General features: G+C 71.5%; 22 protein-coding genes. 10 read left to right on the forward strand and 12 right to left on the reverse strand.

The genetic code is table 11. The features are described from left to right. Positions 1-455: 455 nt before the first annotated feature. Entirely contained in the window at positions 456-1139 is a 684-nt protein-coding gene (locus tag ACIQHQ_RS12915) for a TetR/AcrR family transcriptional regulator (RefSeq protein ID WP_402611976.1), read from the forward strand. A 643-nt stretch (positions 1140-1782) separates the two neighbouring features. Here the strand turns inward: ACIQHQ_RS12915 and ACIQHQ_RS12920 are convergent. Next, positions 1783-2766: a helix-turn-helix transcriptional regulator gene (locus tag ACIQHQ_RS12920; RefSeq protein ID WP_402611977.1), complete on the reverse strand. Its 984-nt coding sequence runs from the start codon at positions 2764-2766 to the stop codon at positions 1783-1785. A gap of 62 nt (positions 2767-2828) precedes the next feature. On the opposite strand from ACIQHQ_RS12920, the gene ACIQHQ_RS12925 reads away from it, so the two are divergent. From ACIQHQ_RS12925 to ACIQHQ_RS12945, 5 genes are all read left to right on the forward strand, one after another. Further along, positions 2829-4334, forward strand: coding sequence for an MFS transporter (locus ACIQHQ_RS12925; RefSeq protein ID WP_402611978.1), 1506 nt, complete (start codon positions 2829-2831; stop codon positions 4332-4334). A 162-nt stretch (positions 4335-4496) separates the two neighbouring features. Continuing rightward, positions 4497-5258, forward strand: coding sequence for a DeoR/GlpR family DNA-binding transcription regulator (locus tag ACIQHQ_RS12930; protein WP_402611979.1), 762 nt, complete (start codon positions 4497-4499; stop codon positions 5256-5258). After that, positions 5255-6202, forward strand: coding sequence for a 1-phosphofructokinase (pfkB, locus tag ACIQHQ_RS12935; RefSeq protein ID WP_402611980.1), 948 nt, complete (start codon positions 5255-5257; stop codon positions 6200-6202). The genes ACIQHQ_RS12930 and pfkB overlap by 4 nt, the downstream gene beginning before the upstream one ends. A 145-nt stretch (positions 6203-6347) precedes the next feature. Further along, positions 6348-8402, forward strand: coding sequence for a fructose-specific PTS transporter subunit EIIC (locus ACIQHQ_RS12940; protein ID WP_402611981.1), 2055 nt, complete (start codon positions 6348-6350; stop codon positions 8400-8402). 124 nt (positions 8403-8526) lie between these two features. Beyond that, positions 8527-8682, forward strand: coding sequence for a hypothetical protein (locus ACIQHQ_RS12945; RefSeq protein ID WP_402611982.1), 156 nt, complete (start codon positions 8527-8529; stop codon positions 8680-8682). Positions 8683-8904: 222 nt separating this feature from the next. On the opposite strand, the gene ACIQHQ_RS12950 is transcribed toward ACIQHQ_RS12945, so the two are convergent. The 4 genes from ACIQHQ_RS12950 to ACIQHQ_RS12965 form a co-directional block, all read right to left on the reverse strand. Further along, positions 8905-9651, reverse strand: a complete 747-nt coding sequence (locus ACIQHQ_RS12950; RefSeq protein ID WP_402611983.1) for a DUF6227 family protein — start codon at positions 9649-9651, stop codon at positions 8905-8907. Between the two features lie 191 nt (positions 9652-9842). Then, entirely contained in the window at positions 9843-11060 is a 1218-nt protein-coding gene (locus tag ACIQHQ_RS12955; RefSeq protein WP_402611984.1) for an Ig-like domain-containing protein, read from the reverse strand. Positions 11061-11226: 166 nt separating this feature from the next. Continuing rightward, on the reverse strand, positions 11227-12255 hold the full coding sequence (locus ACIQHQ_RS12960; protein ID WP_402611985.1) for a P1 family peptidase: 1029 nt from the start codon (positions 12253-12255) through the stop codon (positions 11227-11229). Positions 12256-12354: 99 nt separating this feature from the next. Beyond that, positions 12355-12513: a hypothetical protein gene (locus ACIQHQ_RS12965; protein WP_402611986.1), complete on the reverse strand. Its 159-nt coding sequence runs from the start codon at positions 12511-12513 to the stop codon at positions 12355-12357. A gap of 157 nt (positions 12514-12670) precedes the next feature. On the opposite strand from ACIQHQ_RS12965, the gene ACIQHQ_RS12970 reads away from it, so the two are divergent. Further along, on the forward strand, positions 12671-12850 hold the full coding sequence (locus ACIQHQ_RS12970) for a hypothetical protein (protein WP_030845027.1): 180 nt from the start codon (positions 12671-12673) through the stop codon (positions 12848-12850). Between the two features lie 7 nt (positions 12851-12857). Here ACIQHQ_RS12970 and mscL read toward each other — a convergent pair whose 3' ends face one another. The 6 genes from mscL to ACIQHQ_RS13000 all read right to left on the reverse strand — a co-directional run bounded on the left by mscL (position 12858) and on the right by ACIQHQ_RS13000 (position 18620). After that, complete coding sequence (gene mscL, locus ACIQHQ_RS12975; RefSeq protein ID WP_402612178.1) at positions 12858-13307, reverse strand: large conductance mechanosensitive channel protein MscL; 450 nt, start codon at positions 13305-13307, stop codon at positions 12858-12860. Between the two features lie 132 nt (positions 13308-13439). Next, positions 13440-13949: a hypothetical protein gene (locus ACIQHQ_RS12980; protein ID WP_402612179.1), complete on the reverse strand. Its 510-nt coding sequence runs from the start codon at positions 13947-13949 to the stop codon at positions 13440-13442. A 252-nt stretch (positions 13950-14201) separates the two neighbouring features. Further along, positions 14202-15062 carry an S-methyl-5'-thioadenosine phosphorylase gene (locus ACIQHQ_RS12985; RefSeq protein WP_402611987.1) on the reverse strand — a complete coding sequence of 287 codons (861 nt, stop codon included), beginning with the start codon at positions 15060-15062 and terminating at the stop codon, positions 14202-14204. A 77-nt stretch (positions 15063-15139) separates the two neighbouring features. After that, positions 15140-15466: an FmdB family zinc ribbon protein gene (locus ACIQHQ_RS12990; RefSeq protein ID WP_402611988.1), complete on the reverse strand. Its 327-nt coding sequence runs from the start codon at positions 15464-15466 to the stop codon at positions 15140-15142. Between the two features lie 67 nt (positions 15467-15533). Next, positions 15534-16826, reverse strand: a complete 1293-nt coding sequence (locus ACIQHQ_RS12995; protein ID WP_402611989.1) for an MFS transporter — start codon at positions 16824-16826, stop codon at positions 15534-15536. Between the two features lie 264 nt (positions 16827-17090). Then, positions 17091-18620, reverse strand: a complete 1530-nt coding sequence (locus ACIQHQ_RS13000) for a potassium/proton antiporter (RefSeq protein WP_402611990.1) — start codon at positions 18618-18620, stop codon at positions 17091-17093. A 238-nt stretch (positions 18621-18858) separates the two neighbouring features. Between ACIQHQ_RS13000 and ACIQHQ_RS13005 the strand changes: the two genes are divergently transcribed. Continuing rightward, positions 18859-21696 carry a penicillin acylase family protein gene (locus ACIQHQ_RS13005; protein WP_402611991.1) on the forward strand — a complete coding sequence of 946 codons (2838 nt, stop codon included), beginning with the start codon at positions 18859-18861 and terminating at the stop codon, positions 21694-21696. Positions 21697-21755: 59 nt separating this feature from the next. Here the strand turns inward: ACIQHQ_RS13005 and ACIQHQ_RS13010 are convergent, their stop codons facing one another. After that, positions 21756-22379, reverse strand: coding sequence for a 5-formyltetrahydrofolate cyclo-ligase (locus ACIQHQ_RS13010; protein ID WP_402611992.1), 624 nt, complete (start codon positions 22377-22379; stop codon positions 21756-21758). 93 nt (positions 22380-22472) lie between these two features. Here ACIQHQ_RS13010 and galU point away from each other — a divergent pair, with 93 nt between their 5' ends. Together galU and glp are read left to right on the forward strand one after the other, a co-directional pair. Further along, the gene (gene galU / locus ACIQHQ_RS13015; RefSeq protein ID WP_402611993.1) at positions 22473-23375 is read left to right on the forward strand and encodes a UTP--glucose-1-phosphate uridylyltransferase GalU; all 903 of its coding nucleotides are present in this window, start codon (positions 22473-22475) and stop codon (positions 23373-23375) included. A gap of 4 nt (positions 23376-23379) precedes the next feature. Then, on the forward strand, positions 23380-24717 hold the full coding sequence (gene glp, locus ACIQHQ_RS13020; protein WP_402611994.1) for a gephyrin-like molybdotransferase Glp: 1338 nt from the start codon (positions 23380-23382) through the stop codon (positions 24715-24717). The last annotated feature ends 47 nt before the right edge of the window (positions 24718-24764 follow it).

The raw sequence follows: 24764 nt of genomic DNA on the forward strand, positions 1-24764 counted from the left end.
AGCACGGTGAGCGTCCGGGCGTACGATCCGTTCCCACGGCCCGTGGGTGACGGACCTTGTGCGCCCGGGGGTCACCGCGTACGCGGGGTGGCGAAAGACCGCGCAAACATGGCGTTGTAACGCCGCTTCAATCCGCGGACCCAGGGAACAAGACTTCTGGGCCCACCAGTTCGAGACCGGGGCATACCCCCTGCCCCCGACAGCCAAGTCCCGCCGCACTCCCCCCGGCGCCGGGACTTTCCCGAGGCCGGGCTTCGGCGTCCTTCCCCCCGGATGCCGGAGCCCGGCTTTCATTCTGACCGGCCGCCGCCTCCGCATGCCCGAAGGGCCCGGCACCGTGGCCCGTGGTCCGGCCGAGCGTGGGATGGGTGCTGGAGGGCGGGGCACCCCGTACCTGAACCACGGGGTGGCCCGCCAGATGGCAGATTGTGTCACATGGGCATAGCCTGCCGGGCGTGAGCAGCACCACCCCGCCCCCGCCTCCGTCCTCACTGACCGAGCGGCGCAAGGCCGAGACGCGTATGGAGATCGCCCGGGCCGCGGCCGGCCTCTTCCTGCGGCACGGCCTGCGCGCCACCCGCGCGGAGGACATCGCCCAGGCCGCCGGTATCGCCCCGCGCACCTTCTACCGGTACTTCGCGACCAAGGAGGAGGCCGTCGCCCCGCTCTACGCGGCCGGCGCCCAGCGCTGGGTGGAGGCGGTGCGCGCCGCCCCCGCCGGCACCGGCGTGCTGCGGGCCCTGGAGCAGGCGGTCCGCCTCACCCTCACCCCGGGCCTCGGCGACTCGGCGTCGTCCTGGGAGTGGGTCCGCACGCTGCTGCGCCTGGCCGAGGCGAACCCGTCCCTGCGCAGGGTCTGGGCGGAGGTGTGCCAGACGTCGGAGCGGCTGCTGGGGGAGGTGTTGACGGAACTGGTGACACGTGCCGGTGCCTCCGGGGCACCCGCGAGGCCGGACGACTCCGACAACGTTGCCGCAGGCCCGCGAGCGCGCTTCGCCGCCGCCGTGGCCAGCGCCGCCGTGCGGACGGCTCTGGAGGCCTGGGCCGAGGGGGACGGGCCCGTCGAGGGCCCGGACGGTCCGGCGGAACTCGCCCTGCGCAACCTCGCGGCGCTGCGGGACTTCCCGTGGGAGGCGTGAGCTTCGGGCCGTGACCTTCCAGGGTCGTGACGGCCGGGTCGTGACCTCGGAGGCCGTGGTCTTCGAGGGCCGTGACCTATGAAGGTCGTGGCTGCTGGGGGCCGTGGTCTTCGGGGGTCGGGACGGCCGGGGGGCCGTGGTCTTCGGGGGCCGTGGCTGCCGGGGCATGACCTTCGGGGGCTGTGACCTTCCAGGGCCGTGACGGCCGGGGCCGTGACTTCCCGGGGGCGTGACCTCAGAAGGCCGTGGCTTGGAGGGCCGTAATCTTCGGGGACGCGAAGTGGCTGCCCCTGAGAGCCGTGGGGCTTCCCGGGAGGTCGTGAAACGCCCCGGGGCTGGCGCGAGGGTTCACACCCCGTCCGCGCCCTGGCCGCCGGCCGCCGGTGGGGCTTCCCGGGAGGTTGTGAAACGCCCCGGGGGCACCGTGGCGCGTGAAACGCCCTGCGGGCACCGTGGCGCGAGAGCTCATACCCCGTCCGCGCCATGGCCGCCGGCCGCCGGTGGGGCTTCCCCGGAGGTCGTGAAACGCCCCGGGGGCACCGTGGGGCGAGGGCTCATACCCCGTCCGCGCCCTGGCCGCCGGCCGCCGGTGGGGCTTCCCGGGAGGTCGTGAAACGCCCTGCGGGCACCGTGGCGCGAGGGCTTACACCCCGTCCGCGTCCCGGCCGCCGGCCGCCCTGCTCAACCGCGCCCCCAACTCCCGTACCGCCGTCACCAGTTCCTCCGGCTCGTGCACCACGAAGTCGCACTCCAGCATCGCCAGCCGGAACGCCACCCACTGCAAGGCGTCCCCGACCGACCCGCGCAGCCGGCAACTGTCCTCGTCCAGCGGTTCGGGCGTGCCCAGCCACCGGGGCACCCGGGCGGCGACGAAGCCGGCCGGTGCGGCGAACGTGACCTCGAAGTCGTAGGTCTGCTGCTGCCGTTGCATGGACCGCCGCAGGTATTCCGCCGCGTTCCCCGTCGGCAGCTCGCGCGGCACGAACCGGGCCCCGGTGGCGAAGGGCTCGCTGACCCGGTCGACGCGAAACGTGCGCCAGTCGTCGCGGTCGATGTCGTACGCCACCAGGTACCAGCGGCGGCCCGTCGACACCAGCCGGTACGGCTCCGTCAGACGCCGCGACTCGGTGCCGTCCGCCGCCCGGTAGGCGAACCGCAGCCGCTCGTGCCCGGCGACCGTCGAAGCCATGACGGTCAGGGTTTCGGGCGCGATGCTCGGCCCGTCGCCGCTGGTCAGCGGGGTGGTCGCGGCCTGCAGGGTGGTCACGCGGTGGCGCAGCCGGCCCGGCAGGACCTGCTCCAGCTTGGCCAGGGCCCGTACCGAGGCCTCGTCGAGGCCCTCCACGGCGTGCCCGGCCCCGGCGCGCAGCCCGACCGCGATGGCCACGGCCTCCTCGTCGTCGAGCACGAGCGGCGGCATGGCCTTCCCGGCGACCAGCCGGTAGCCGCCGTCGGAGCCCTTGGTCGCCTGCACGGGGTAGCCCAGCTCGCGCAGCCGGTCGATGTCCCGCCGGACCGTGCGGCGGGAGACCCCGAGCCGCTCGGAGAGTTCGCCGCCGGGCCATTCGCGGGGCGTCTGGAGAAGGGAGAGGAGCGTCAGCAGCCGGGCCGGAGTGTCCGTCGTCATACGCATGAGGATGCCGCACCACTAGGACATGGACTGACCTAGTGGGGGTCTAACGTCGAGGCATGAACTCCACCGACACCACCCCGGGCACGGCGGGCGGCGGGACCGACCGCCGACGTTGGTTCGCCCTCGCGATCGTGATGACCGCGGCTTTCATGGACCTCGTCGACGTGACGATCGTCAACATCGCCATCCCGTCCATCCAGCGGGAGGCGGGTGCCTCCTTCAGCCAGATCCAGTGGATCACCGCCGGTTACGCCCTCGCCTTCGCCGCCGGTCTGATCACCGGCGGACGGCTCGGCGACATCCACGGCCGCAAGCGGATCTTCCTCATCGGCATCGGTGGGTTCACGGTCGCCTCCGCGCTGTGCGGCCTCGCGGTCAACCCGGAGATGCTGGTCGCCTCCCGCTTCCTGCAGGGCGGCATGGCGGCGCTGATGGTGCCGCAGGTGCTGTCGATCGTGCACGCGACCTTCCCGGCGCACGAACGGGGCAAGGTGTTCGGGCTGTTCGGCGCGGTGGTCGGTCTCGGAGCCGTGTCCGGTCCGCTGCTCGGCGCGCTGCTGACCGAGTGGAACCTGTTCGGCTGGGAGTGGCGGTCGATCTTCCTGATCAACCTGCCCGTGGGTGTCGCCGGCCTGATCCTCGGCAGCCGCTTCATCACCGAGTCCAAGGCGCCGCGTGCCCTGAAGCTGGACCTGGTGGGCGTCGCGCTGGTGACGCTGGGCCTGCTGATGCTGCTCTACCCCCTCATTCGCGGCCGTGAGCTGGACTGGCCGGTGTGGGGGTACGTCTCGATGGCCGGCTCGCTCGTCGTCCTGGCGGTGCTGGTGGCGTACGAGAGGCGCAAGGCCGCACGGGACGGCTCCCCGCTGATCGAGCTGTCCCTGTTCAGGGTCAAGAGCTTCGCGGCAGGCATCGCCGTGCAGACCGTCTTCGGTGTCGCGCTCGGTGTCTTCTTCCTGGTGTGGACGCTGTACATGCAGTACGGGCTGGGCTGGAGGCCGCTGAAGGCCGGGCTGACCGGGGTGCCGTTCTCGATCGCCGTGTCCGCGGCCGCCGGGATGTCGGTGCAGATGCTGGTCCCGCGCTTCGGGCGCAAGGTGCTCCAGGCGGGCGCGCTGGTGATGGCGGCCGGGGTACTGCTCTACATCTGGGAGTCCGGGCACTACGGCCTCGCCATAGAGCCCTGGCAGATGGCCCTGCCGCTCGTCGTCATGGGTGTGGGCATGGGGCTGATCGTCGCGCCGCTGACCGACGCGATCCTCTCCGAGGTGCCGCGCGAGCACGCCGGTTCGGCGTCCGGACTGATCAACACCGTGCAGCAGATGGGCAACGCGCTCGGTCTCGGCCTGGTGTCCGTGGTGTTCTTCGGCACGATCTCCGACCATCTGCGGCCGGAGCGGATCGGTCCGGCCTTCGCGGACGCCTTCCAGAACGCGCTGGGCTGGGTGGCCGCGGTGATGGTCGCCATCTTCCTGCTGATGTTCGCGCTGCCGAAGCGGCCCGCACAGCACGTGGAGGGGGAGCAGGCGGCGGTGGAGGAGGAGCGGGTACTGGTCTCCTGAGAGCGGCGGTCGTGGGCCCATCGGGCCCGGCACTACGGTGCCGGGCCCGTTCCGTGTTTCCGATCATGCCCGATTGGGTCCGAACCTGTTTACATTGTGGACATCTCGGCGTAGCCTCCCGCTGAAACCACACGTTCGGGCATGAGGCGGAGGCGAACGGACATGTACGCACCGGAGCGGCAGCAGGAGATCCTCCGGCTCGCCCGTGACGGCGGCCGAGTGGATGTCGTGTCGCTGGCCGAGGAGTTCCAGGTGACGGCGGAGACGATCCGCCGGGATCTGAAGGCCCTCGACCGCGCGGGTCTGGTCCGCCGGGTGCACGGCGGGGCCATCCCGGCCGGGCGGCTCGACTTCGAGCCGGACCTCGCCGAGCGCGAGACGACCGCCGCCGACGAGAAGGACGGCATCGCCAAAGCGGCCCTCGCGGAACTGCCCGTCGAAGGCACTGTGATCCTCGACGCCGGGACGACGGTGGCCCGGGTGGCCGCCGCCCTCCCGCTGGAGGCCTCCCTCACCGTCGTCACGCACAGCCTCCCCATCGCGGCCCGCCTTGCCGACCACCCCGGCATCCAGCTCCACCTCGTCGGGGGACGCGTACGGCACCGTACGCGCGCCGCCGTGGACGCCTGGGCGCTGCGGGCGTACGGCGAGATCCGCGCCGACGTGCTGTTCGTGGCCGCCAACGGCTTCTCCGCGGAGCACGGTCTGACCACCCCCGACCTCGCCGAGGCCGCGGTCAAGCGCGCGGCCGTGGCCGCCGCCCGCCGCGTGGTGCTGCTCGCCGACTCCTCCAAGCACGGCCAGGAGCACTTCGCCCGCTTCGGCGGCCTGAGCGATGTGGACCTGCTGATCACCGACAGCGGGCTGAGCCCAGAAGACGCCGTCGCGATCGAGCGCGGCGGCACGGAAGTAGTGCGCGCATGATCCTCACCGTCACCCCCAACCCGTCCCTGGACCGGACCTACGAGGTGCCGTCCCTCGACCGCGGCGAGGTCATCCGCGCCACCGGCGAGCGGATGGACCCGGGCGGCAAGGGCGTGAACGTCTCGCGCGCCGTGGCCGCCGCGGGACAGCGCACGGTGGCGGTCCTGCCCCTGGGCGGCGCCCCCGGCGCCCTCGTCGCCGAGCTGCTGGACCAGCAGGGCATCGAGGTCGCGCCCGTCCCGGTCGCCGGGGCCACCCGCTCCAACATCGCCCTCGCCGAGTCCGACGGCGTCCTCACGAAGATCAACGCGCCCGGTCCCGAACTGGCCGACGCCGAGCGGGAACTGCTCCTGGAGACCGTACGGCAGCAGTCCCGCGAGGCCTCCTGGATCGCCTGCTGCGGCAGTCTGCCGCGCGGACTCGCCCCCTCCTGGTACGCCGAGCTGGTCGCCCGTGCGCACGCCGCCGGGACCCGGATCGCCCTGGACACCTCCGGGCCCGCGCTGCTCGCGGCCCTGCGCGAGCGGCCGGACGTGGTCAAGCCGAACGCCGAGGAACTCTCCGAAGCCGTCGGCCGCCCCCTCGCCACCGTCGGCGACGCCGTCAAGGCCGCCGAGGAACTGCGCGAGATGGGCGCCCGGGCCGTCCTGGCGAGCCTCGGCGCCGACGGGCAGCTGCTCGTCTCCGACGAGGGTGCCTGGTTCGGCAGCGCCCGCGTCGCCGTCGTCCGCAGCAACGTGGGTGCCGGCGACTCCTCCCTCGCCGGTTTCCTGATCGCCGGCGGCAACGGCCCCGACGCCCTCGCCTCCGCGGTCGCGCACGGTGCGGCGGCCGTCCAGTTGCCCGGCAGCGTGATGCCGACGCCGCGCGACCTGGACCCGGCGGCGGTGGCGGTCACGGCCGACGTCCCGGCGGACCGTGTACTGAAGGAGCCGGTCACATGACGTACGGCGAGCAGCGCGGACCGGCGCGCGAGCGGCGGACCCCCCCGTTACCCCGCGCCTCCATCCCCGCCACCCCCCACCGCACCCCCGTCCCCCTCCCCGCCCACCCCTCCCACCGGGCGATACGCGTGCTAAGGAGCCCGCGATGAGCGACATGATCACGGCGGACCTGGTCGACCTCGACCTCTCCGCCGACACCAAGGAAGCGGTGGCGCGTGCCCTCGCCGAGCGCATGGTGGCCCTGGGCCGGGTGACCGACCTGGACGGCTTCCTCGCCGACGTGGCCGCCCGCGAGGCCCAGATGCCGACCGGCCTCGACGGCGGCATCGGCATCCCGCACTGCCGCAGCGCGCACGTCACCGAACCGACGCTCGCCTTCGGACGCAGCGCCGAGGGCATCGACTTCGGCGCCCCGGACGGCCCCGCCGACCTGATCTTCCTGATCGCCGCGCCGGCCGGCGCCGACGACGCCCATCTGACGATCCTGTCGTCGCTGGCCCGGCAGTTGATGAACAGTGAGTTCACCGACGCCCTGCGCGCGGTGAGCGACGCGCCGGCCGCAGCGGCCCTGATCCGCGGCGACGAGCCGGACGCACCCGCCCCGGCGGGTTCCGAAGACACCGTGGCGTCGGCGGGAGCGGCCTCTCCCGCCGCCGCCACGGCCCCCGACGACACCACCACTGAAGAACCGTCCGCCGAGCGCCCGTTCCGTATCGTCGCCGTCACTTCCTGCCCCACCGGCATCGCCCACACCTACATGGCGGCCGAGTCGCTGGAGAACGCCGGCCGGCAGGCAGGCGTCGAACTCACCGTCGAGCCACAGGGCTCGGCCGGTTTCACCCGGCTCGACCCGCAGGTCATCGCGGCGGCGGACGCCGTGATCTTCGCCCATGACGTGCCCGTACGGGAGAAGGATCGGTTCGCCGGCAAGCCCACCGTCGACGTCGGTGTGAAGGCGGGCATCAACCGAGCCGCCGAACTCATCGCCGAGGTCCGTGAGAAGGCCGCCCGTGGTGAGGTCACCTCCGGATCCGCCCCGGCCACTCCGGTGGAGCGCCACGGCGACTCCGGCGAGGGCTACGGCACCAAGCTGCGCAAGTGGCTGATGTCCGGCGTCAGTTACATGGTGCCTTTCGTCGCGGCGGGCGGTCTGCTGATCGCCCTCGGCTTCGCGATCGGCGGCTACAAGATCAACAAGGCACCGTCGGTGATGGACCACTTCCTGTGGACCCAGGCCGACAGCTGGGCCGCGCTGCTCTTCCAGATCGGCGGCGTCGCCTTCGGCTTCCTCGTCCCGGTCCTGGCCGGCTACATCGCCTACGGCATGGCCGACCGGCCCGGCATCGTCCCCGGGTTCGTCGGCGGCATGATCGCGTTCAACATCAACGCCGGCTTCCTCGGCGGCCTGGCGGCCGGTCTGATCGCCGGCGGCGTGGTCATGGCGATCCAGAAGGTGAACGTCCCGGCGGCGCTGCGCGGCATCATGCCGGTGGTGGTGATCCCGCTGATCTCCGCGGCGATCGTCGGATTCCTGATGTTCGTCGTCATCGGCAAGCCCATCGCCGAGGCGCAGAAGGGCATGACCGACTGGCTGAACGGCCTGTCCGGCAGCAACGCGATCCTCCTCGGCACCCTCCTCGGCCTGATGATGTGCTTCGACCTCGGTGGCCCCGTCAACAAGGTCGCCTACACCTTCGCCACGGCCGGCATCGCGGTGGCCACCCCGAGCGACTCGGCGATGAAGATCATGGCCGCGGTGATGGCGGCCGGCATGGTCCCGCCGCTGGCCATGGCGCTCGCGACGACCGTGCGCGGCAAGCTCTTCACCGAGACCGAGCGCGAGAACGGCAAGGCCGCCTGGGTGCTCGGCGCCTCCTTCATCTCCGAAGGCGCGATCCCCTTCGCCGCGGCCGACCCGCTGCGCGTCATCCCGGCCTCCATGGCGGGCGGCGCGGTCACCGGCGCCCTGTCGATGGCCTTCGGCGCCACGCTGCGCGCCCCGCACGGCGGCATCTTCGTGGTCCCGCTGATCGGCAACGCGTTCCTCTACCTGGCCGCCATCGCCGCGGGCGTCTGCGTCACGACGGCCCTCGTCGTGGTCCTGAAGGGCATGCGCAAGCCGGCCCCGGGCGCCGCACCGGCCTCCGGTGAGGACGGCGCGGTCCGCACGGCGGAGACGAAGCAGCCCGTCGCGGCGTGAAGCGCTGACGCGGTGGAGGTTCGCCCCTTTCGGGGTGTGTGAACCGTTCATGGTACCTGCGAGATAGATCACGAAAATCACGGTCCGGGACCGAAGTCCCGGGCCGTGGTGTCTACTGGGGCGCATGCCCGAGCACGTCTTCCGGTGGCCCGAAGGTCACCCGCTCCCCGCCCTCCCGCAGCAGCGGCAGACGGGCTCCCGGTCGGAGTCCGTGGAACTGACCACGCAGGAGAGAGCCGCATTCGCCGAGCTGGTACGCCGACTCGGCGACAGGCTCTAGTCGCGGCAGGCAACGTTCGCCCCGTCGCGACGTCCGGCACGCTCCCCCAAGCTCTGCGAGCAGGGGGCACTCCCGCTCGCCGCACCGGCCGAAAGCCCAAGTACGTCCCGTACGAGGAGTTCCGGCCGGCATTCCCCCGAGCTCTTCGAGCAGGGGGCACCCCCAGAGCACGCACCGGACGCCGCTCCTCAACGGGCGAACGTCGCCTGCCGCGGCCCTGGTTCAGGACAGCTGCGCCGCTCTCCGCTCCATCGCCTCACGTGCCGCGTCCTCGCTGGTGTACACCTCGCACATGTGCCGCCCGTCCGGCGTCGCCGTGTGCTCGACCTCCCAGAGGGAGACCTCCTCGCCGTCGCGCAGCAGGAACGCGTGCTCGTAGAGCGAGAAGCCCAGCCCTGCCCGGCCCGCGCGGCACGGCCGGCCGAACGCCTGGGTGATCTGGTGCCCCGACGCCGTGGCCAGCAGGGCCGCCGTGTCCGCGCCCGGCCGGTCCGCGTTCTCCGCCCGGCGAAGTAACCTGCGCGCGTGGTCCGCCGAGTCCTCGGCGGCGTACGCATGCCGGGGCGAGGGGAGCGGGGACAGCTGCACCGTCACCGGCAGTTCGAAGTCCAGGGTGTCCGGCGGCAGCGGCAGCCGCGTGGTGGCGGCGCGCAGCTCCTCCTCGTCCACGTACACCTCGTGCTGCGGTTCGCTGCTCGGCGCGGTGTTGTGGACGAGCTCCCAGAGGGTGAGCGCCGAACCGTCGGCCAGCAGCCACGTGTGCCGGTAGGTCTCCCGGTGCAGGCCCGCGCTGTGGTGCGCGGAGTGCAGCGAACCGTCGTGCGCCAGCGCGCTGTCCAGGCGCCTTATCGTCTCGTCCGGTAGCTCGAAGGAGTTCAGGGCGCGGCCGAGGAGTCGCGCGAGGTGCTCCTCCGGAGACTCGGGCGAGTCGTGGGGTTCGTACGCTGCCGTCTCGTACGGAACGCTCAAGGTTTCTCCCGGCGTTGCTGCATGTCACCTTGTGGGTGCATACCGTAGCCCTTCGGTCGGACATCATGTCCGGGAACCGAGAAAACGTACGTCCGGGAAAACGCGCGGGCCGCGCGAAAAGTTCCCGCGCGGCCCGGTCGGGTCGTCAAAAACCCCAGATGGAGTGATCTTTCAGATGGTCTTACGGGCAGTCAGGATGCGTTGCCCGCCACCCACTGGCTCCACGCCATGTTCCAGCCGTTGAGCCCGTTGTCCGGCGTCACCGTCTTGTCGGGGGAGTTCTTCACGACGACCACGTCACCGATCAGGGAGTTGTCGTAGAACCACTTGGCGGGCGTGCTGCCCCCCGCGCCCCGGACGTCGGCGAGACCGACACAGCCGTGGCTGGTGCCCTGACGGCCGAAGGGCGGGTTGCCCTTCTGGTACCAGTAGTTGCCGTGGATGAACGTGCCGGACGTCGTCAGGCGCATCGCGTGCGGCACGTCCGGGATGTCGTACTCGCCACCCAGCCCCACCGTCCGGCTGTTCATCCGGGTCTGGACGAACTTCTCGGAGATCACCATCTGCCCGTTGTACGTGGTGTGCTCCGGACTGCCCGCCGAGATCGGGACCGTCTTGATGGTCTTGCCGTCCCGGACGACCGTCATGGTCTGGGTGTTGACGTCGACCGTGGAGACCTGCGAACGGCCCACCGTGAAGGTGACCGTCTTCTTCTGCACACCGTAGACGCCGTTCGCGCCCTCGACGCCGTCCAGGTCGATCTTCATCGTGACCTTGGAGCCGGCCTTCCAGTACTCCTGCGGCCGGAAGTCCAGCCGCTGCCCGTTGAACCAGTGCCCGACGACCTTCTGCCCGCTGCTGGAGGTCACCGTGATGTGCGACTGCACGTCCTTGCGTTCGGTGATGGCCTTGTCGAAGGTGAACGACACCGGCATGCCCACACCGACCGTCGTGCCGTTGTCCGGCGTGTACGTCCCGATGAAGCTGTTCGACGTCGTCACCGTCGTGAAGATCGAGTTGGCCGCGGCGGTCCTGCCGTCCGCGTCCTCGGCGGTCGCGGATATCTGGTACTTCGTCCCGCGCTCCAGCTGTTCCTTCGGTTTCCAGGCCTTGCCGTCGGCGGAGACGGAGCCCACGACCGCCCGATCGCTGCCCGCGACCGTCATCCTCACGTCGGTCAGCTTCCCGTCACTGACCTTCACGCCGGTGGAATTGATGGACGCTCCGGTCGAACCGTCCTCCGCCGAGATGACGATCTTCGCGACGGACGTCTTGGTGTCGCCCTTGCCGCTCTTCTCGTCGTCCTTGGCGTTGGCGCTGCCACCGCAGGCGGTGAGCGTCAGGGCGCCGACCATCAGGGCGGCACAGGCCCCCAGAGTGCGCCGCGCTGAAATGTTCGGCGTTGTCACAGGCTGCTCCCGGTTGGTGTGATGGTGCGCGATCCGCTCCAGTACGTGAGGGAAGAAGGGCCGGGGAACCGGTCGGGTTCCGTCCGTTCCCCATCAAGGCCGTCACGTGACAGAACCGCGACACATTCCGGTGCGGCTGGGGATCCGCTGTGCGCCACAGGCCCGTTCAGCGGCCCGCGTACAACTCCCCGTACGACGGCCACGCCCCGCCGGGACCGTCGACCGGCTCCGCGGCCCGTACGGCCCGCACGATCGCGCGCGTCACCATGTCCGCGCCCACGGCGAGGATCTCGTTCAGGGCGAGCGGGTTCGCGGCGTCCAGCGCGTGCTCCCCTGTCGCCAGCGCGAACACCGTGTCGCCGTCGTTGAGCAGGTGCACCGGACGCACCGCCCGGGCGATGCCGTCGTGCGCCGTACCCGCCAGTTTCTGCGCCTGAGCCTTCGTCAGATCGGCGTCCGTGGCCACCACCGCCAGCGTGGTGTTGAGCGGGGGCGGCGTGCTCCTCGCGGCCGTCTCGGCGAGACGCCGTCGCGCGGCCGCGTGGACCTCCGCATCCGGATACTCCACCCGCCCCTGGAACAACTCCCCGTACAGCACCCCCGTTTCCGGATCCACCGTCGACCCCGCCGCGTTGGCCACCACCAGCGCGGCCACCGTGATCCCCGAGCCGAGCACCGTGCTCGCGCTGCCGATGCCGCCCTTCACCACCCCGGTCACCGCTCCCGTGCCCGCGCCCACGCACCCTTGCGCCACGGGTGCGCCGAGCTCGCCGGCCGCGGCCGCCTCGACCGCGGCCCGGCCGGTCGCCGCGTCCGGCCGGGCCCGGAAGTCACCGCCCCGCCCCAGGTCGAAGACGCAGGCGGCGGGCACCACCGGCACGACATGCGCCGGGTCGGCCCCGACACGAATCCCGCGCCCCCGTTCCTCCAGCCAGGCCATCACCCCCGAGGCGGCGTCGAGGCCGTACGCGCTGCCGCCGGTCAGCACGACCGCCTCCACCTTCCGCACCACGTTGCGCGGATCCAGCGCGTCCGTCTCCTTGGTGCCGGGCCCGCCGCCCCGCACGTCCACGGCGGCCACGGCCCCGCCCTCCGGGGCGAGCACGACCGTGGTGCCGGTGAGCCAACCGTCGCCGGTGCGTGTCGCGTGCCCCACCCGCAGGCCGGCGACATCCGTCAGTGCGTCAACTGTCATGCCACAGTGTCGTCCAGCCGCCTGCCCCGGCGGGCGCAGCGAACCGGCCGGTGCCGCGTCAGCCCGCTGACGTCCGCGGGGACGGGGTCGCGGGTGCCCTCATCCGGTCCGCGTCGCCGGCCCGCTGTCCCGGACGGCCGGGCGGGTGGCCAGGGTCCCTCCGGCCACCGGCAGCGCACAGACCACGCCCGCCGCGAACACCGCCCATTGGCCCAGGAACGTGCGGCAGATCACCAGCAGCGCCGTCGTCGGCAGCACCAGCTCTGAGTGATGCCCCCGCGGGCCCGGAGCCGGCGCAGCGCTCCCCTCTCGCCGGGCGCGCCGGAGGGGACGGGCGGGGGAGCGGGTCCGGCGGTCATGCGTCCCGGCACAGCGGAAGGCGCGGGGATTTTCTCCGCGACCGTACCCTGGGTGCATGAGTACCGTCCCCGGCCCCGAGCCGCGCGAGCCGAAGCCCGCGCTGGTCTTCGACGACCCCCTCGACCAGCAGTCCTCCGACGACACCGACCGGGGCTGGGGCGAGCGCACCGACTCCGGCGGCAGTGCGGCGGACCTCAAGCGCTTCCTCGACGAGAAGCCGCCCCACCACCTCTGAGCCGCCGCTACCGCTGGTCGTGCCCCGAGCCGCGCTGGGCGACCAGGGCGTCCCGGATCTCCTTCAGCACCTCCAGCTCGGTCACCTCGAGGACCTCCTGCGCGCCCTCCTTCGCCTTCCGGCGGGCCTCCTGGCGGGCCAGGTACTTCGACATGGGCAGGACCATCAGGAAGTAGACGACCGCCGCGGTGATCACGAAGCTCAGGGCGGCGCCGAGCACGGACCCCCACAGGATCTGGATGCCCTGCTCGCCCTCGCAGGTCGAGCTCAGGCATGAGCTGTAGTGGTCGAGGTTCTTGGTTCCGATCGCTCCGACGACCGGGTTGATGATCCCCTTCACCAGGGCGTTGACGATGTTGGTGAAGGCGGCACCGATCACCACCGCCACCGCCAGGTCGACGACGTTCCCGCGCATCAGGAAGGCTTTGAAGCCCTGCCAGACGCTCGGCTCCTTCATCTCGCTCACCTCGGGGCCTCTCCTCGCACAAGCAGCTTGTGGAACAAAACGCTCCGCAACCTACGTCACCGTTGGGCCGAACCGGGTAACCAGGTCCCTCGAACGAGGGCCGGGACGAGATCGTGCACATGATCACCACAGCGTCACCGCCAACCGTGCCGTGGCACTCGCACCGGCCAGCCTCGCCGCGGTGGCCCGCGGGACCGACAGCACGACCAGCGCCCCGCTGTCGCCCGCGTCCTCCGGCTCCGGCACCTTCGTGACCCTGGCTCCGCGCGCCACCACCCGGGCATCGCCGCCCGAAACCGTCTCCTCGGCGGCGATGACGTCGACCCGGTCGCCGGGCCGCAGCAGCCGCACGGTGGCCCCGTCGGAGATCCGGATCGGGGCCGTCACCGGCGCCGCGGCACCGCCCGGGTGCGCGGGCCGCTCCCCGGACGCCGAGGCGTGCGCGGGAGGACGCGCCGGGGGATGGCCACGGGCCCCGTCGGCATCGCGCGGGCCCGCCGCCACGAGCGCCGTCGCGGTGACGGCGAGTCCGGCGGCCACGGCCCGCCGCCGGTGCCGTACGAGCCGGCCCGGCCGGTGGCCGCCGCGAACCCGGACCGGATCGAACCGCGGCACCTCACGGGTCGCGGGCACCTCGGCGCCGGGCGGGCACGGGGTGACGGACCAGGAGGGAGACGGAGGGACGACCGAGGATCGAGCGAGGGACACGGAGACCACCACCTGCGACGAGGGACCGGCTTGCGCTCCCCACGATGGGGCCTCCCGCCGCCGCCCGCTCGGGCCTGTGGACCCACCGCCGGCCTGTGGACAACTCCCTCACCCGAAGGGCGACTTCCGGGTCCGGCGCGGGCATCCGCTTCGACGTGCTTCCGGTGACGCGAACCCCTACGGCAGCGCGAATCCCGGATCCATGCCGCCGAGCGCACTCACACACAGGCAGTCCCGCTCGCCCTCGCCGGGCAACCCGGCCACCGCGTCGAACAGCACGCCCCGAAGCCGGTCCACGTTCGCCGCGAACACCCGCAGCACCTCGTCGTGCGAGACGCCCTCCCCGGTCTCCGCACCGGCGTCGAGGTCGGTGACCAGGGTCAGGGACGTGTAGCAGAGCTCCAGCTCACGGGCGAGCGCCGCCTCGGGGTGGCCGGTCATGCCCACCACCGACCAGCCCTGCGCCTGGTGCCACAACGATTCGGCACGGGTGGAGAAGCGCGGCCCCTCGACGACGACCAGCGTGCCGCCGTCCACCGGCTCCCAGTCCCGGCCGCGCGCCGCCTTCAGCGCGACGGCCCGCCCGGCGGGGCAGTAGGGGTCGGCCAGCGACACGTGCACCACGTTCGGCACCGAGCCGTCGGGCAGCGGCAGGCCGTCGAAATAGGTGCCCGCGCGGGACTTGGTGCGGTCGACCAGCTGGTCCGGCACCAGCAGCGTGCCCGGCCCGTAGTCGGGGCGCAGGCCGCCCACGGCGCAGGGGGCGAGGACCTGGCGCACGCCGACCGAGCGCAGCGCCCACAGGTTGGCCCGGTAGTTGATCCGGTGCGGCGGCAGGTGGTGGCCGCGTCCGTGCCGCGGCAGGAAGGCGACCCGCCGGCCGGCGACCTCACCGAGGAACAGGGAGTCGCTCGGCGGCCCGTACGGGGTGTCGACCTGGATCTCGGTCACGTCGTCGAGGAAGGAGTAGAACCCCGAGCCGCCGATGACGCCGATCCCGGCGCCACCCCTGTCCGTCACGTTCGCCTTGTTCGCCATGCCCGCACCCTAACCGCACGCGGAACACCGAGGACCCCGTCGCCCCGAGGGCGACAGGGTCCCGTAGGAATCAGGCCTTACGCGGCGGTGGTGCTGCTGCTGCTGGAGGAGCTGCCGGTGCTCGACGACGTGCTCGAACCGGAGCTCGACGAGCCGGAGTCCGAGGACGACGAACCGGAAGATCCGGTGCTCGACGACTTCGCCGCCGGGGAGCTGCTCGACGAGGAGCCGCGGCTGTCGTTCCGGTAGAAGCCGGAACCCTTGAAGACAATGCCGACCGCCGAGAACACCTTCTTCAGGCGGCCCTTGCACTGGGGGCACTCGGTGAGGGCGTCGTCGGTGAACTTCTGCACCGCCTCGAGGCCTTCGCCGCACTCGGTGCACTGGTACTGATAGGTGGGCACTGTCTTCCTCCTGGCACTCTCACTCGATGAGTGCTAACGACGATCCATAGTGACGTATTCCGGCCGCTCAGTCCACTGCCACCGGCACGCGGTGACCCACGCCACGTGCGACCGTCCGGCCGTTGCCCCGCGCCGCGAGCCGGGAACGCAGGGCCAGAAGGGTCACCAGGGCCAGCACCGTGCCGCCCATGGGCACCAGGAAACCGGCGCCCGACCAGAATCGGTCCTCCAGCTGACCGGCGGCGGTGACGGCGGCGGCCTGGCCGAGCGCGACCGCTCCGGTCAGCCAGGTGAAGGCCTCGGTGCGGGCACCGGCCGGGACCAGGCTCTCGACCAGGGTGTAGCCGGTGATCAGGGCGGGCGCGATGCACATGCCGACCAGCAGGCCGAGGCCGGCGAGGACCGGCACCGAGTGGGCGGCCCACAGGCCCGAGGCGGTGAGGGCGAGCGCCGTGTAGCCGACGACCAGGCGGCGCTGCGGGGCAGCCTTCCAGGCGATCGCGCCGCAGACCACGCCGGAGAGCATGTTGCCCGCGGCGAAGACGCCGTAGAGGACGCCGTTCAGACCCGGTTCGCCGATCGACTCGGTGAACGCGGCCAGCGACACCTGCATGCCGCCGAAGACGGTGCCGATGCCCAGGAAGGTCACGATCAGCACGCGCACGCCGGGGACGCGCAGTGCCGAAACGTGTTCCACGCGCGCGTGCCCGCTCGGGGCGACCGAGGGCTGGGTGCTCTTCTGCGCGGCGAACAGCAGGCCGCCGAGCAGGGTCAGCGAGGCCTCCGTGACGAGTCCGGCGGCCGGGTCGACGGCCGTGCACAGGGCGGTGGCCAGCAGCGGTCCGACCACGAAGGTCAGTTCGTCGGTGACGGACTCGAAGGCCGCCGCGGTGGTCATCAGCGGCGAGTCCTTGAGCTTCACGCCCCAGCGGGCGCGCACCATCGGGCCCACCTGCGGCACCGACGCGCCGGTCGGCACGGCCGCCACGAACACCGCCCACAGGGGCGCGTCCAGCAGCGCGAGCGCGGTGAGCGTCAGTCCGGACAGCGCGTGCAGCAGCACTCCGGGGATCAGCACGATCCGCTGCCCGTAGCGGTCGGCGAGGCGGCCGCTGTAGGGCGCGAACAGGGCCATGGAGACACCGGTGACGGCGGCGGCGGCGCCCGCCGCTCCGTACGAGCCGGTGGTGTGCTGCACCAGCAGCACGATGGAGATGGTCAGCATCGCGAACGGCTGGCGTGCCGCGAAACCGGGGAGCAGGAACGTCCAGGCGCCGCGGGTGCGCAGCAGCCGGCCGTATCCCGGGCGGGCGGAAGCCGGCGGGTTCTCCGACGCCTTCGAGGTGACCGTGGACACCACGGCCCGTGCCTTTCTGCCGCCTGGTAGCGCGGCCCCCATGCGGGCGGCGCCGAGAGCTGTCCTCTTGCGCGGAACTGCGGTAGATGCCGGGGCCCGGTGAGGAGGGGTGTCCCGACCGCCATACGGTCGCGCCAGCTCTGCGTCAGGCAGAGTTGGTTCGATCTGGGTAACGCCTTCATCGTACAGGGATCAAGGGGTTGCGTTCCTGTGAAAGTGAGCACCATGGGCTCGCTCACCCCGCACATCGCAAACGGTGCGAAATGCTCACCGGCTCGCCCCGTCCGTCCCCAGCCAGCCGGCCAGCTTGCCGCCGCGCCCCACGGCCCGCAGCCGTTTCTCGGTCGCGTCCCGGACGGGGTCCGTGGCGATGACGAGGAGCTCGTCCTCCCGCTGCAATATCGTCGTCGGCAGCGGGACGAAGGATTCGCCCCCGCGCACGATGAGCGTCACGGCGGCGCCGTGCGGCAGCCGCAGTTCGGCCACCTCCACGCCGTGCATCTTCGATCCGCCGGGGATCGCCACGGACAGCAGATGCCCGCGCAGCCGCTCCAGCGGCGCCGACTCGATGCCGAGGTCGGCGGCCTCCGAGTCGTCCCCGAGGCGCAGCTTGCGGCCCAGCCAGGGCAGCGTCGGACCTTGGACCAGGGTGTACACGACGACCAGGATGAAGACGATGTTGAAGATCCGGCGGCTCGCCTCGACGCCCTCCACCATGGGGATCGTCGCCAGGATGATGGGCACGGCGCCGCGCAGCCCCGCCCAGGACATCAGGGTCTGCTCCTGCCACGGCACCCGGAACGGCGACAGGCACACGATCACGCTCAGCGGCCGGGCCACCATGGTCAGCACCAGTCCGATGACCAGGGCGGGCACGATGTCGTCGCCCAGCTCGTGCGGCGTGACCAGCAGGCCGAGCAGGACGAACATGCCGATCTGGGCCATCCAGCCGAGGCCGTCGGCGAACCCGCGCGTCGCCGGCCAGTGCGGCAGCCGCGCGTTGCCCATCGTCATCGCGGCGAGGTACACCGCGAGGAAGCCGCTGCCGTGGGCCAGCGCGCCCGCCGCGTACGCCACGACGGCGATGGCCATGACGGCGATCGGATAGAGGCCGGAGGCGGGCAGCGCCACGTGCCGCAGGCCCCAGGACCCCAGCCAGCCCACCGCGAGACCGATGGCCGCGCCGATGGCCAGCTCCAGCAGGATCACGCCCAGCAGCACGTACCAGTGCTCGACCGGGCCCGCCGTGGACAGGGACACCACGAGGATGACCACCGGGGCGTCGTTGAAGCCGGACTCCGCCTCCAGCATGCCCGTCACGCGCGCGGGCAGCGGGATCTTGCGCAGCACGGAGAACACCGCCGCCGCGTCGGTCGAGGAGACGATCGCCCCGATGATCAGCGCCTGCCGCCACTCCAGCCCGATCAGATAGTGCGCGGCCGACGCCGTGACCCCGACACTCACCGCGACGCCGGCCAGCGCCAGTGCCGTGGCGGCCGGCAGGGCCGGTTTGATCTCCTTCCACTTCGTGCCCAGACCGCCCTCCGCCAGGATCACGACCAGGGCCGCGTATCCGATGACCTGGGTCAGTTCGGCGTTGTCGAAGTGGATGTCGCCCACACCGTCCTGGCCCATGGCGACGCCGATCCCCAGGTACACGAGCAGGCTGGGGAGCCCGCTGCGCGAGGAGATCCGTACCGCTGCGACGGCGACGAGCAGGACGAGCGAGCAGACGAGCAGGAGCTGGTTGAGGTGGTGAACAGTCAGCGGCCGAATCCTTCCCTGGCCCGCACGCACCCGCGCGTGGGCTCACGTACATCGCACATGACGCCGTGGCGCACCGCGCCAACTACTTCGTTACCTTACCTAACTCTTGACGATTTCTTGACGCTTCCGAGGGCGAGATCGAACGTTCGTCCGGGCTGGTTCCCGACTCCGCGTCAAGGGGCGCAAGGCCCTGCGCCTATCGTTGCTCCAGCGCTCAGTTAAAAGCACAGCCGAACCTGCCGCTCGCGTTAGGACAGCAAGGACAGCGATGCCCCCCAACACCACCGCCTCCACGGGTCAGCAGCCCGGCAAGTCCGGCAGGAGAAAAGGGCGCAAAGCCCGACTTTTCGTGCTCGTCCTGGTGCTGGCCCTCATCGGGGGCGTGGCCTACGGGTCGTACTGGTCCATCAGTACCGTCCGGGCCTCCTTCCCGCAGACCAAGGGCACCCTCACGCTGAAGGGCCTCTCGGGTCCCGTCGAGGTCAGACGCGACAATCACGGCATCCCGCAGATCTACGCCTCCTCGGACGCCGACCTGTTCATGGCGCAGGGCTACGTCCAGGCACAGGACCGGTTCTACGAGATGGACGTCCGCCGCCACATGGCCTCGGGACGGCTCTCGGAGATGTTCGGCAAGAGCCAGGTCGACAACGACGAGTTCCTGCGCACCCTCGGCTGGGACCGGGTCGCCCAGCGGGAGTACGACACCAAGCTGTCGGCCGCCACGAAGAAGTACCTCCAGGCGTACGCCGAGGGAGTCAACTCCTACCTTCAGGGCAAGGACGGCGAGGACATCTCCCTGGAGTACGCGGCACTGGGCTTCACCAACGACTACAAGCCGCAGCGGTGGACCCCGGTCGACTCGATCTCCTGGCTGAAGGCGATGGCCTGGGACCTGCGCGGCAACATGCAGGACGAGATCGACCGGGCCCTGCTGACCAGCCGCCTCGGCCCGAAGCAGATCGCCGACCTGTACCCGCGGTACCCGTACAGCCGGAACAAGGCCATCGTCCAGGAGGGCCAGTACAACGAGCTGACCCAGGCGTTCGAACAGGGCGGCACGTCCGGTACGAGCGGGACCGCGGGCACGGCGTCCGGGACCGCGGGCACGGTGTCCGGCGGCTCCGGCGCGCCGGGCACCGCCTCGGGCACGTCCGGTACGGCCGGCACGAGCGGCACCGCCTCCGGCGCTTCGGGCACCGCGGGCCTGGACAGCCAGCTCGGCGGCCTGACCCGGGTCCTGGACGACCTCCCGCCGGCCGTCGGCGTGAACGGCGACGGCATCGGCTCCAACTCCTGGGTCGTGGGCGGGAAGTACACCATCACCGGCAAGCCGCTGCTGGCCAACGACCCGCACCTGTCGCCGTCCCTGCCGTCGGTCTGGTACCAGATGGGCCTGCACTGCCGCAGCGTCTCCAGTACCTGCCAGTACGACGTCAGCGGCTACACCTTCGCCGGCATGCCGGGCGTGATAATCGGTCACAACCAGGACATCGCCTGGGGCATGACCAACTCCGGCGTCGACGTCACGGACCTCTACCTGGAGAAGATCACCGGCAACGGCTACCTCTACGACGGCAAGGTCAAGCCCTTCGAGACCCGCGAGGAGACCATCAAGGTCGCCGGCGGCGAGCCGAAGAAGATCGTCGTCCGTGAGACCAACAACGGGCCCCTGCTGTCCGACCGCAACGAGGAGCTCGTGAAGGTCGGCAAGAAGGCCACCGTCGACACCGCCGCACCCGACAGGGGCGACGGCTACGGCGTCGCGCTGCGCTGGACCGCCCTGCAGCCGGGCACCACGATGGACGCGGTCTTCGCCATGGACAAGGCGAAGAACTGGACCGACTTCCGAAAGGCCGCCGCACTGTTCGAGGTGCCCTCGCAGAACCTGATCTACGCGGACACCGAGAACCACATCGGCTACACGCTGCCGGGAAAGATCCCCACGCGCGCGAAGAGCGACAACGGCTCCATCCCGGCGCCCGGATGGGACCCGGAGTACCGCTGGACCGGGTACCTCGAGCAGGACCAGCTGCCCTACGAGTACGACCCGGAGCGCGGCTACATCGTCACCGCCAACCAGGCCGTGATCGACCCGGACACGTACCCGTACACGCTCACCACGGACTGGGGCTACGGCGCGCGCAGCCAGCGGATCACCGACCTGATCCAGTCGAAGATCAAGGACGGCGGCAAGATCTCCACGGACGACATGCGCCAGATGCAGCTGGACAACAGCAGCGAGATCGCCCGGCTGCTGGTGCCCACGCTGCTGAAGATCGACCCCGAGAACAAGGACGTCCGCGAGGCGCAGAAGCTCCTTGAGGGCTGGGACTACACCCAGGACGCCGACTCGGCGGCAGCGGCCTACTTCAATGCCGTCTGGCGCAACATCCTCAAGCTCTCCTTCGGCAACAAGCTGCCCAAGGAGCTGCGTCCCAGGGGTCAGTGCCTGTGGGTCGAGCCGGTCAACACCACCGGCCCCGCCGACGAGGCCGAGAAGGTCCGCGAGTGCGGCCAGCGCGACCCGGACAAGGCGCAGCCGGACGGCGGCGACCGCTGGTTCGAGGTGGTCCGGGGGCTCATGAACCAGCCGGACAGCGACTGGTGGAAGACGCCCGAGGTGAGCAAGAGCCGCCCCGGCGCCGACAACCGTGACGACCTGTTCAAGCGGGCCATGATCGACGCCCGCTGGGAGCTGACCGCCAAGCTCGGCAAGGACATCGACTCCTGGAGCTGGGGCAGGCTGCACCGTCTGTTCCTGAAGAACCAGACCCTCGGCACCGCGGGCCCCGAATTCATCCGGTACGCCCTCAACCGCGGCCCCTGGGAGCTCGGCGGCGGCGAGGCCACGGTCAATGCGACCGGCTGGAACGCGGCCGGCGGCTACGGGGTGGTGTGGGTGCCGTCCATGCGGATGGTGGTGAACCTCGGCGACCTCGACAAGTCCCGCTGGATCAACCTCACCGGCGCCTCCGGGCACGCCTACAGCGCCCACTACGTCGACCAGACCGACAAGTGGGCCGACGGTGAACTGCTGCCCTGGTCCTTCTCGGACCAGGCGGTCGAGAAGAGCACGGCCGACAAGCTGGTGCTCAAACCGTGAGCCGCTGACACCGGCTGGCCGAAGGGCCCTCCACGCAACGCGTGGAGGGCCCTTTCGCGTCAGGACTCCGGCCGGAACCGCCGCACCCCCGACGGTGTCACCACCGCGTGCACCGGCCGGTCGTGCGGCTCCTTTGGGACGTGCTCGACGACCTCGGAGTCGTACAGCAGCACCACCCGGGCGGGGTGGGCATCCGCCCGCTCCAGCCGTGCCAGGACCCGGTCGTACGAGCCGCCGCCCCGCCCGAGCCGCATCCCGCGCGCGTCGACCGCGAGCCCCGGCAGCAGCACGGCGTCGACGCTGGTCACGGCGTCCGGCCCGAGGCGCTCGCCCGTGGGCTCGAACAGCGCCATCCGGCCACCGTGCCGGACACGCGCGAGCGAGCCCTCTCCCTCGTACTCGCCCCAGTCGAGGTCGTTGTCGGGCAGCAGGGCCGGCAGCAGCACGCGCACGCCCCGGGCGCGCAGCGCGTCCAGGAGCGCGAGCGTTCCGGGTTCACTCCCCACCGAGACGTACGCCGCCACCGCCCGGGCCCGCGCCAACTCGGGCAGCTCCAGCGCCCGCCCGGCCAGCGCGGCCGACGTTTCCCGCAGGTCATCCGCCGTCAACCTGCTTCTCACCGCGAGGATCTCGTGCCGCAAACTCCGCTTGTCAGGCTCGCCCGGACGTGCGATATGCCTCAATGGTTGCTCCCGTACCGTCGCAATACGCTCATATGAGCGTCTATGAACCGGAGCCACAGATTCCATCCAAAGGCACCGGATAGGGTGGCGGCCATGACTCAGTCGCACCCTCGGATCAGCAAGGCTGTCATTCCCGCAGCAGGCCTCGGCACCCGGTTTCTGCCGGCCACCAAAGCCACTCCCAAGGAGATGCTGCCGGTCGTGGACAAGCCCGCGATCCAGTACGTGGTCGAGGAGGCGGTCGCCGCGGGTCTCGACGACGTCCTCATGGTGACGGGCCGCAACAAGCGCCCCCTCGAGGACCACTTCGACCGCAACTACGAGCTGGAATCGGCCCTGCAGAAGAAGGGCGACGCCGGCCGTCTCGCCAAGGTGCAGGAGTCCAGCGACCTCGCGACCATGCACTACGTCCGCCAGGGCGACCCCAAGGGCCTCGGCCACGCCGTCCTGTGCGCCGCCCCGCACGTGGGGGACGAGCCCTTCGCGGTCCTCCTCGGCGACGACCTCATCGACCCCCGCGACCCGCTGCTGCAGCGCATGGTCGAGGTCCAGGAGCAGCGCGGCGGCAGCGTCATCGCGCTCATGGAGGTCTCCCCCGAGCAGATCCACCTCTACGGTTGCGCCGCCGTGGAGACCACCGAGGACAGCGACGTCGTCCGGATCAGCGGCCTCGTCGAGAAGCCCGACCCGGCCGACGCCCCGTCCAACTACGCCATCATCGGCCGCTACGTCCTCGACCCGCACATCTTCGGGATACTGCGCCGGACCGAGCCGGGCCGCGGCGGCGAGATCCAGCTCACCGACGCCCTCCAGCAGCTCGCCGCGGACGAGAAGATCGGCGGCCCCGTGCACGGCGTCGTCTTCAAGGGCCGCCGCTATGACACCGGCGACCGCGGTGACTACCTGCGTGCCATTGTCCGACTCGCATGCGAACGTGAAGACCTGGGCCCGGACTTCCGGACCTGGCTTCGCCGTTACGTAGCCGAGGAGATGTAGCACGTTGAGCAGCGCCGCGCCCCACGTCACCGGCCAGGACCACTCCGGCCCCGACCACCTGTGGTCGGTGGACGAGCACCTGGAGGACATCCTCGCCACCGTCCGGCCCCTGGAACCCATCGAGCTGAACCTGCTCGACGCCCAGGGCTGCGTCCTCGTCGAGGACATCACGGTGCCGGTGTCCCTGCCGCCCTTCGACAACAGCTCGATGGACGGCTACGCGGTACGGGTCGCGGACGTGGCGGGCGCGAGCGAGGAGTACCCGGCGGCCCTGGAGGTCGTCGGGGACGTCGCCGCGGGCCAGGCCGAATCGCTCCCCGTGGGCCCCGGCCAGGCCGCCCGCATCATGACCGGCGCTCCGCTGCCGCCCGGCGCCGAGGCGGTCGTGCCCGTCGAGTGGACCGACGGCGGGCTCGGCGAGGGCCCGGTGCACCAGATGCGCGCCCGCAGCCTCGGCCCCGAGGGCGCCACGGGGCATGTCTACGTGTACCGCCCCGCCGAGGCACGCGCGCACGTGCGCGCGAAGGGCAGCGACGTGAAGGCCGGCGACCGCGCCCTGGAGGCCGGCACGATCCTCGGCCCGCCCCAGATCGCCCTGCTCGCCGCGATCGGCCGCGGCACCGTCCGCGTACGCCCTCGCCCGCGCGTGGTGGTGGTCTCCACCGGCAGCGAACTCGTCCAGCCGGACACGGAACTGGGCACCGGCCAGATCTACGACTCCAACAGCTTCGCCCTCACCGCCGCCGCCCGCGACGCCGGCGCCATCGCCTACCGCGTGGGCGCTGTCGCCGACGACGCCGAGATCCTGCGCTCCACCATCGAGGACCAACTGGTCCGCGCCGACCTGATGGTCACCACGGGCGGTGTGAGCGTCGGGGCGTACGACGTCGTCAAGGAGGCTCTCTCCCACGTCGGCGACGAGGACGAGGCCGGCAGCGGCATCGACTTCCGCAAGCTCGCCATGCAGCCCGGCAAGCCCCAGGGCTTCGGCTCCATCGGCCCCGACCACATCCCGCTGCTGGCCCTGCCCGGCAACCCGGTGTCGTCGTACGTCTCCTTCGAGTTGTTCGTCCGCCCCGCGATCCGCACCCTCATGGGGCTGAAGGACGTCCACCGCCCCACGACCCGGGCGACCCTGACGGCCGACCAGACGCTGACCTCCCCGAAGGGCCGCCGCCAGTTCCTGCGCGGCGCGTACGCCGACGGCAAGGTCACCCCGGTGGGGGGCGCCGGATCCCATCTGATCGCGGCCCTCGCCCACGCGGACGCCCTGATCGCCGTACCCGAGGACACCGTCTCCGTCGAGCCCGGCACCGAGGTCGAGGTGGTCCTGCTCGGCTGAGAGGCGCTGGTTGGGAGTACCGTGTCGCGCACAACAGGCCCGTGCGC

This window comes from Streptomyces sp. NPDC092370 (assembly GCF_044755265.1).
In the GTDB taxonomy this organism is placed as follows: Bacteria; Actinomycetota; Actinomycetes; order Streptomycetales; family Streptomycetaceae; genus Streptomyces.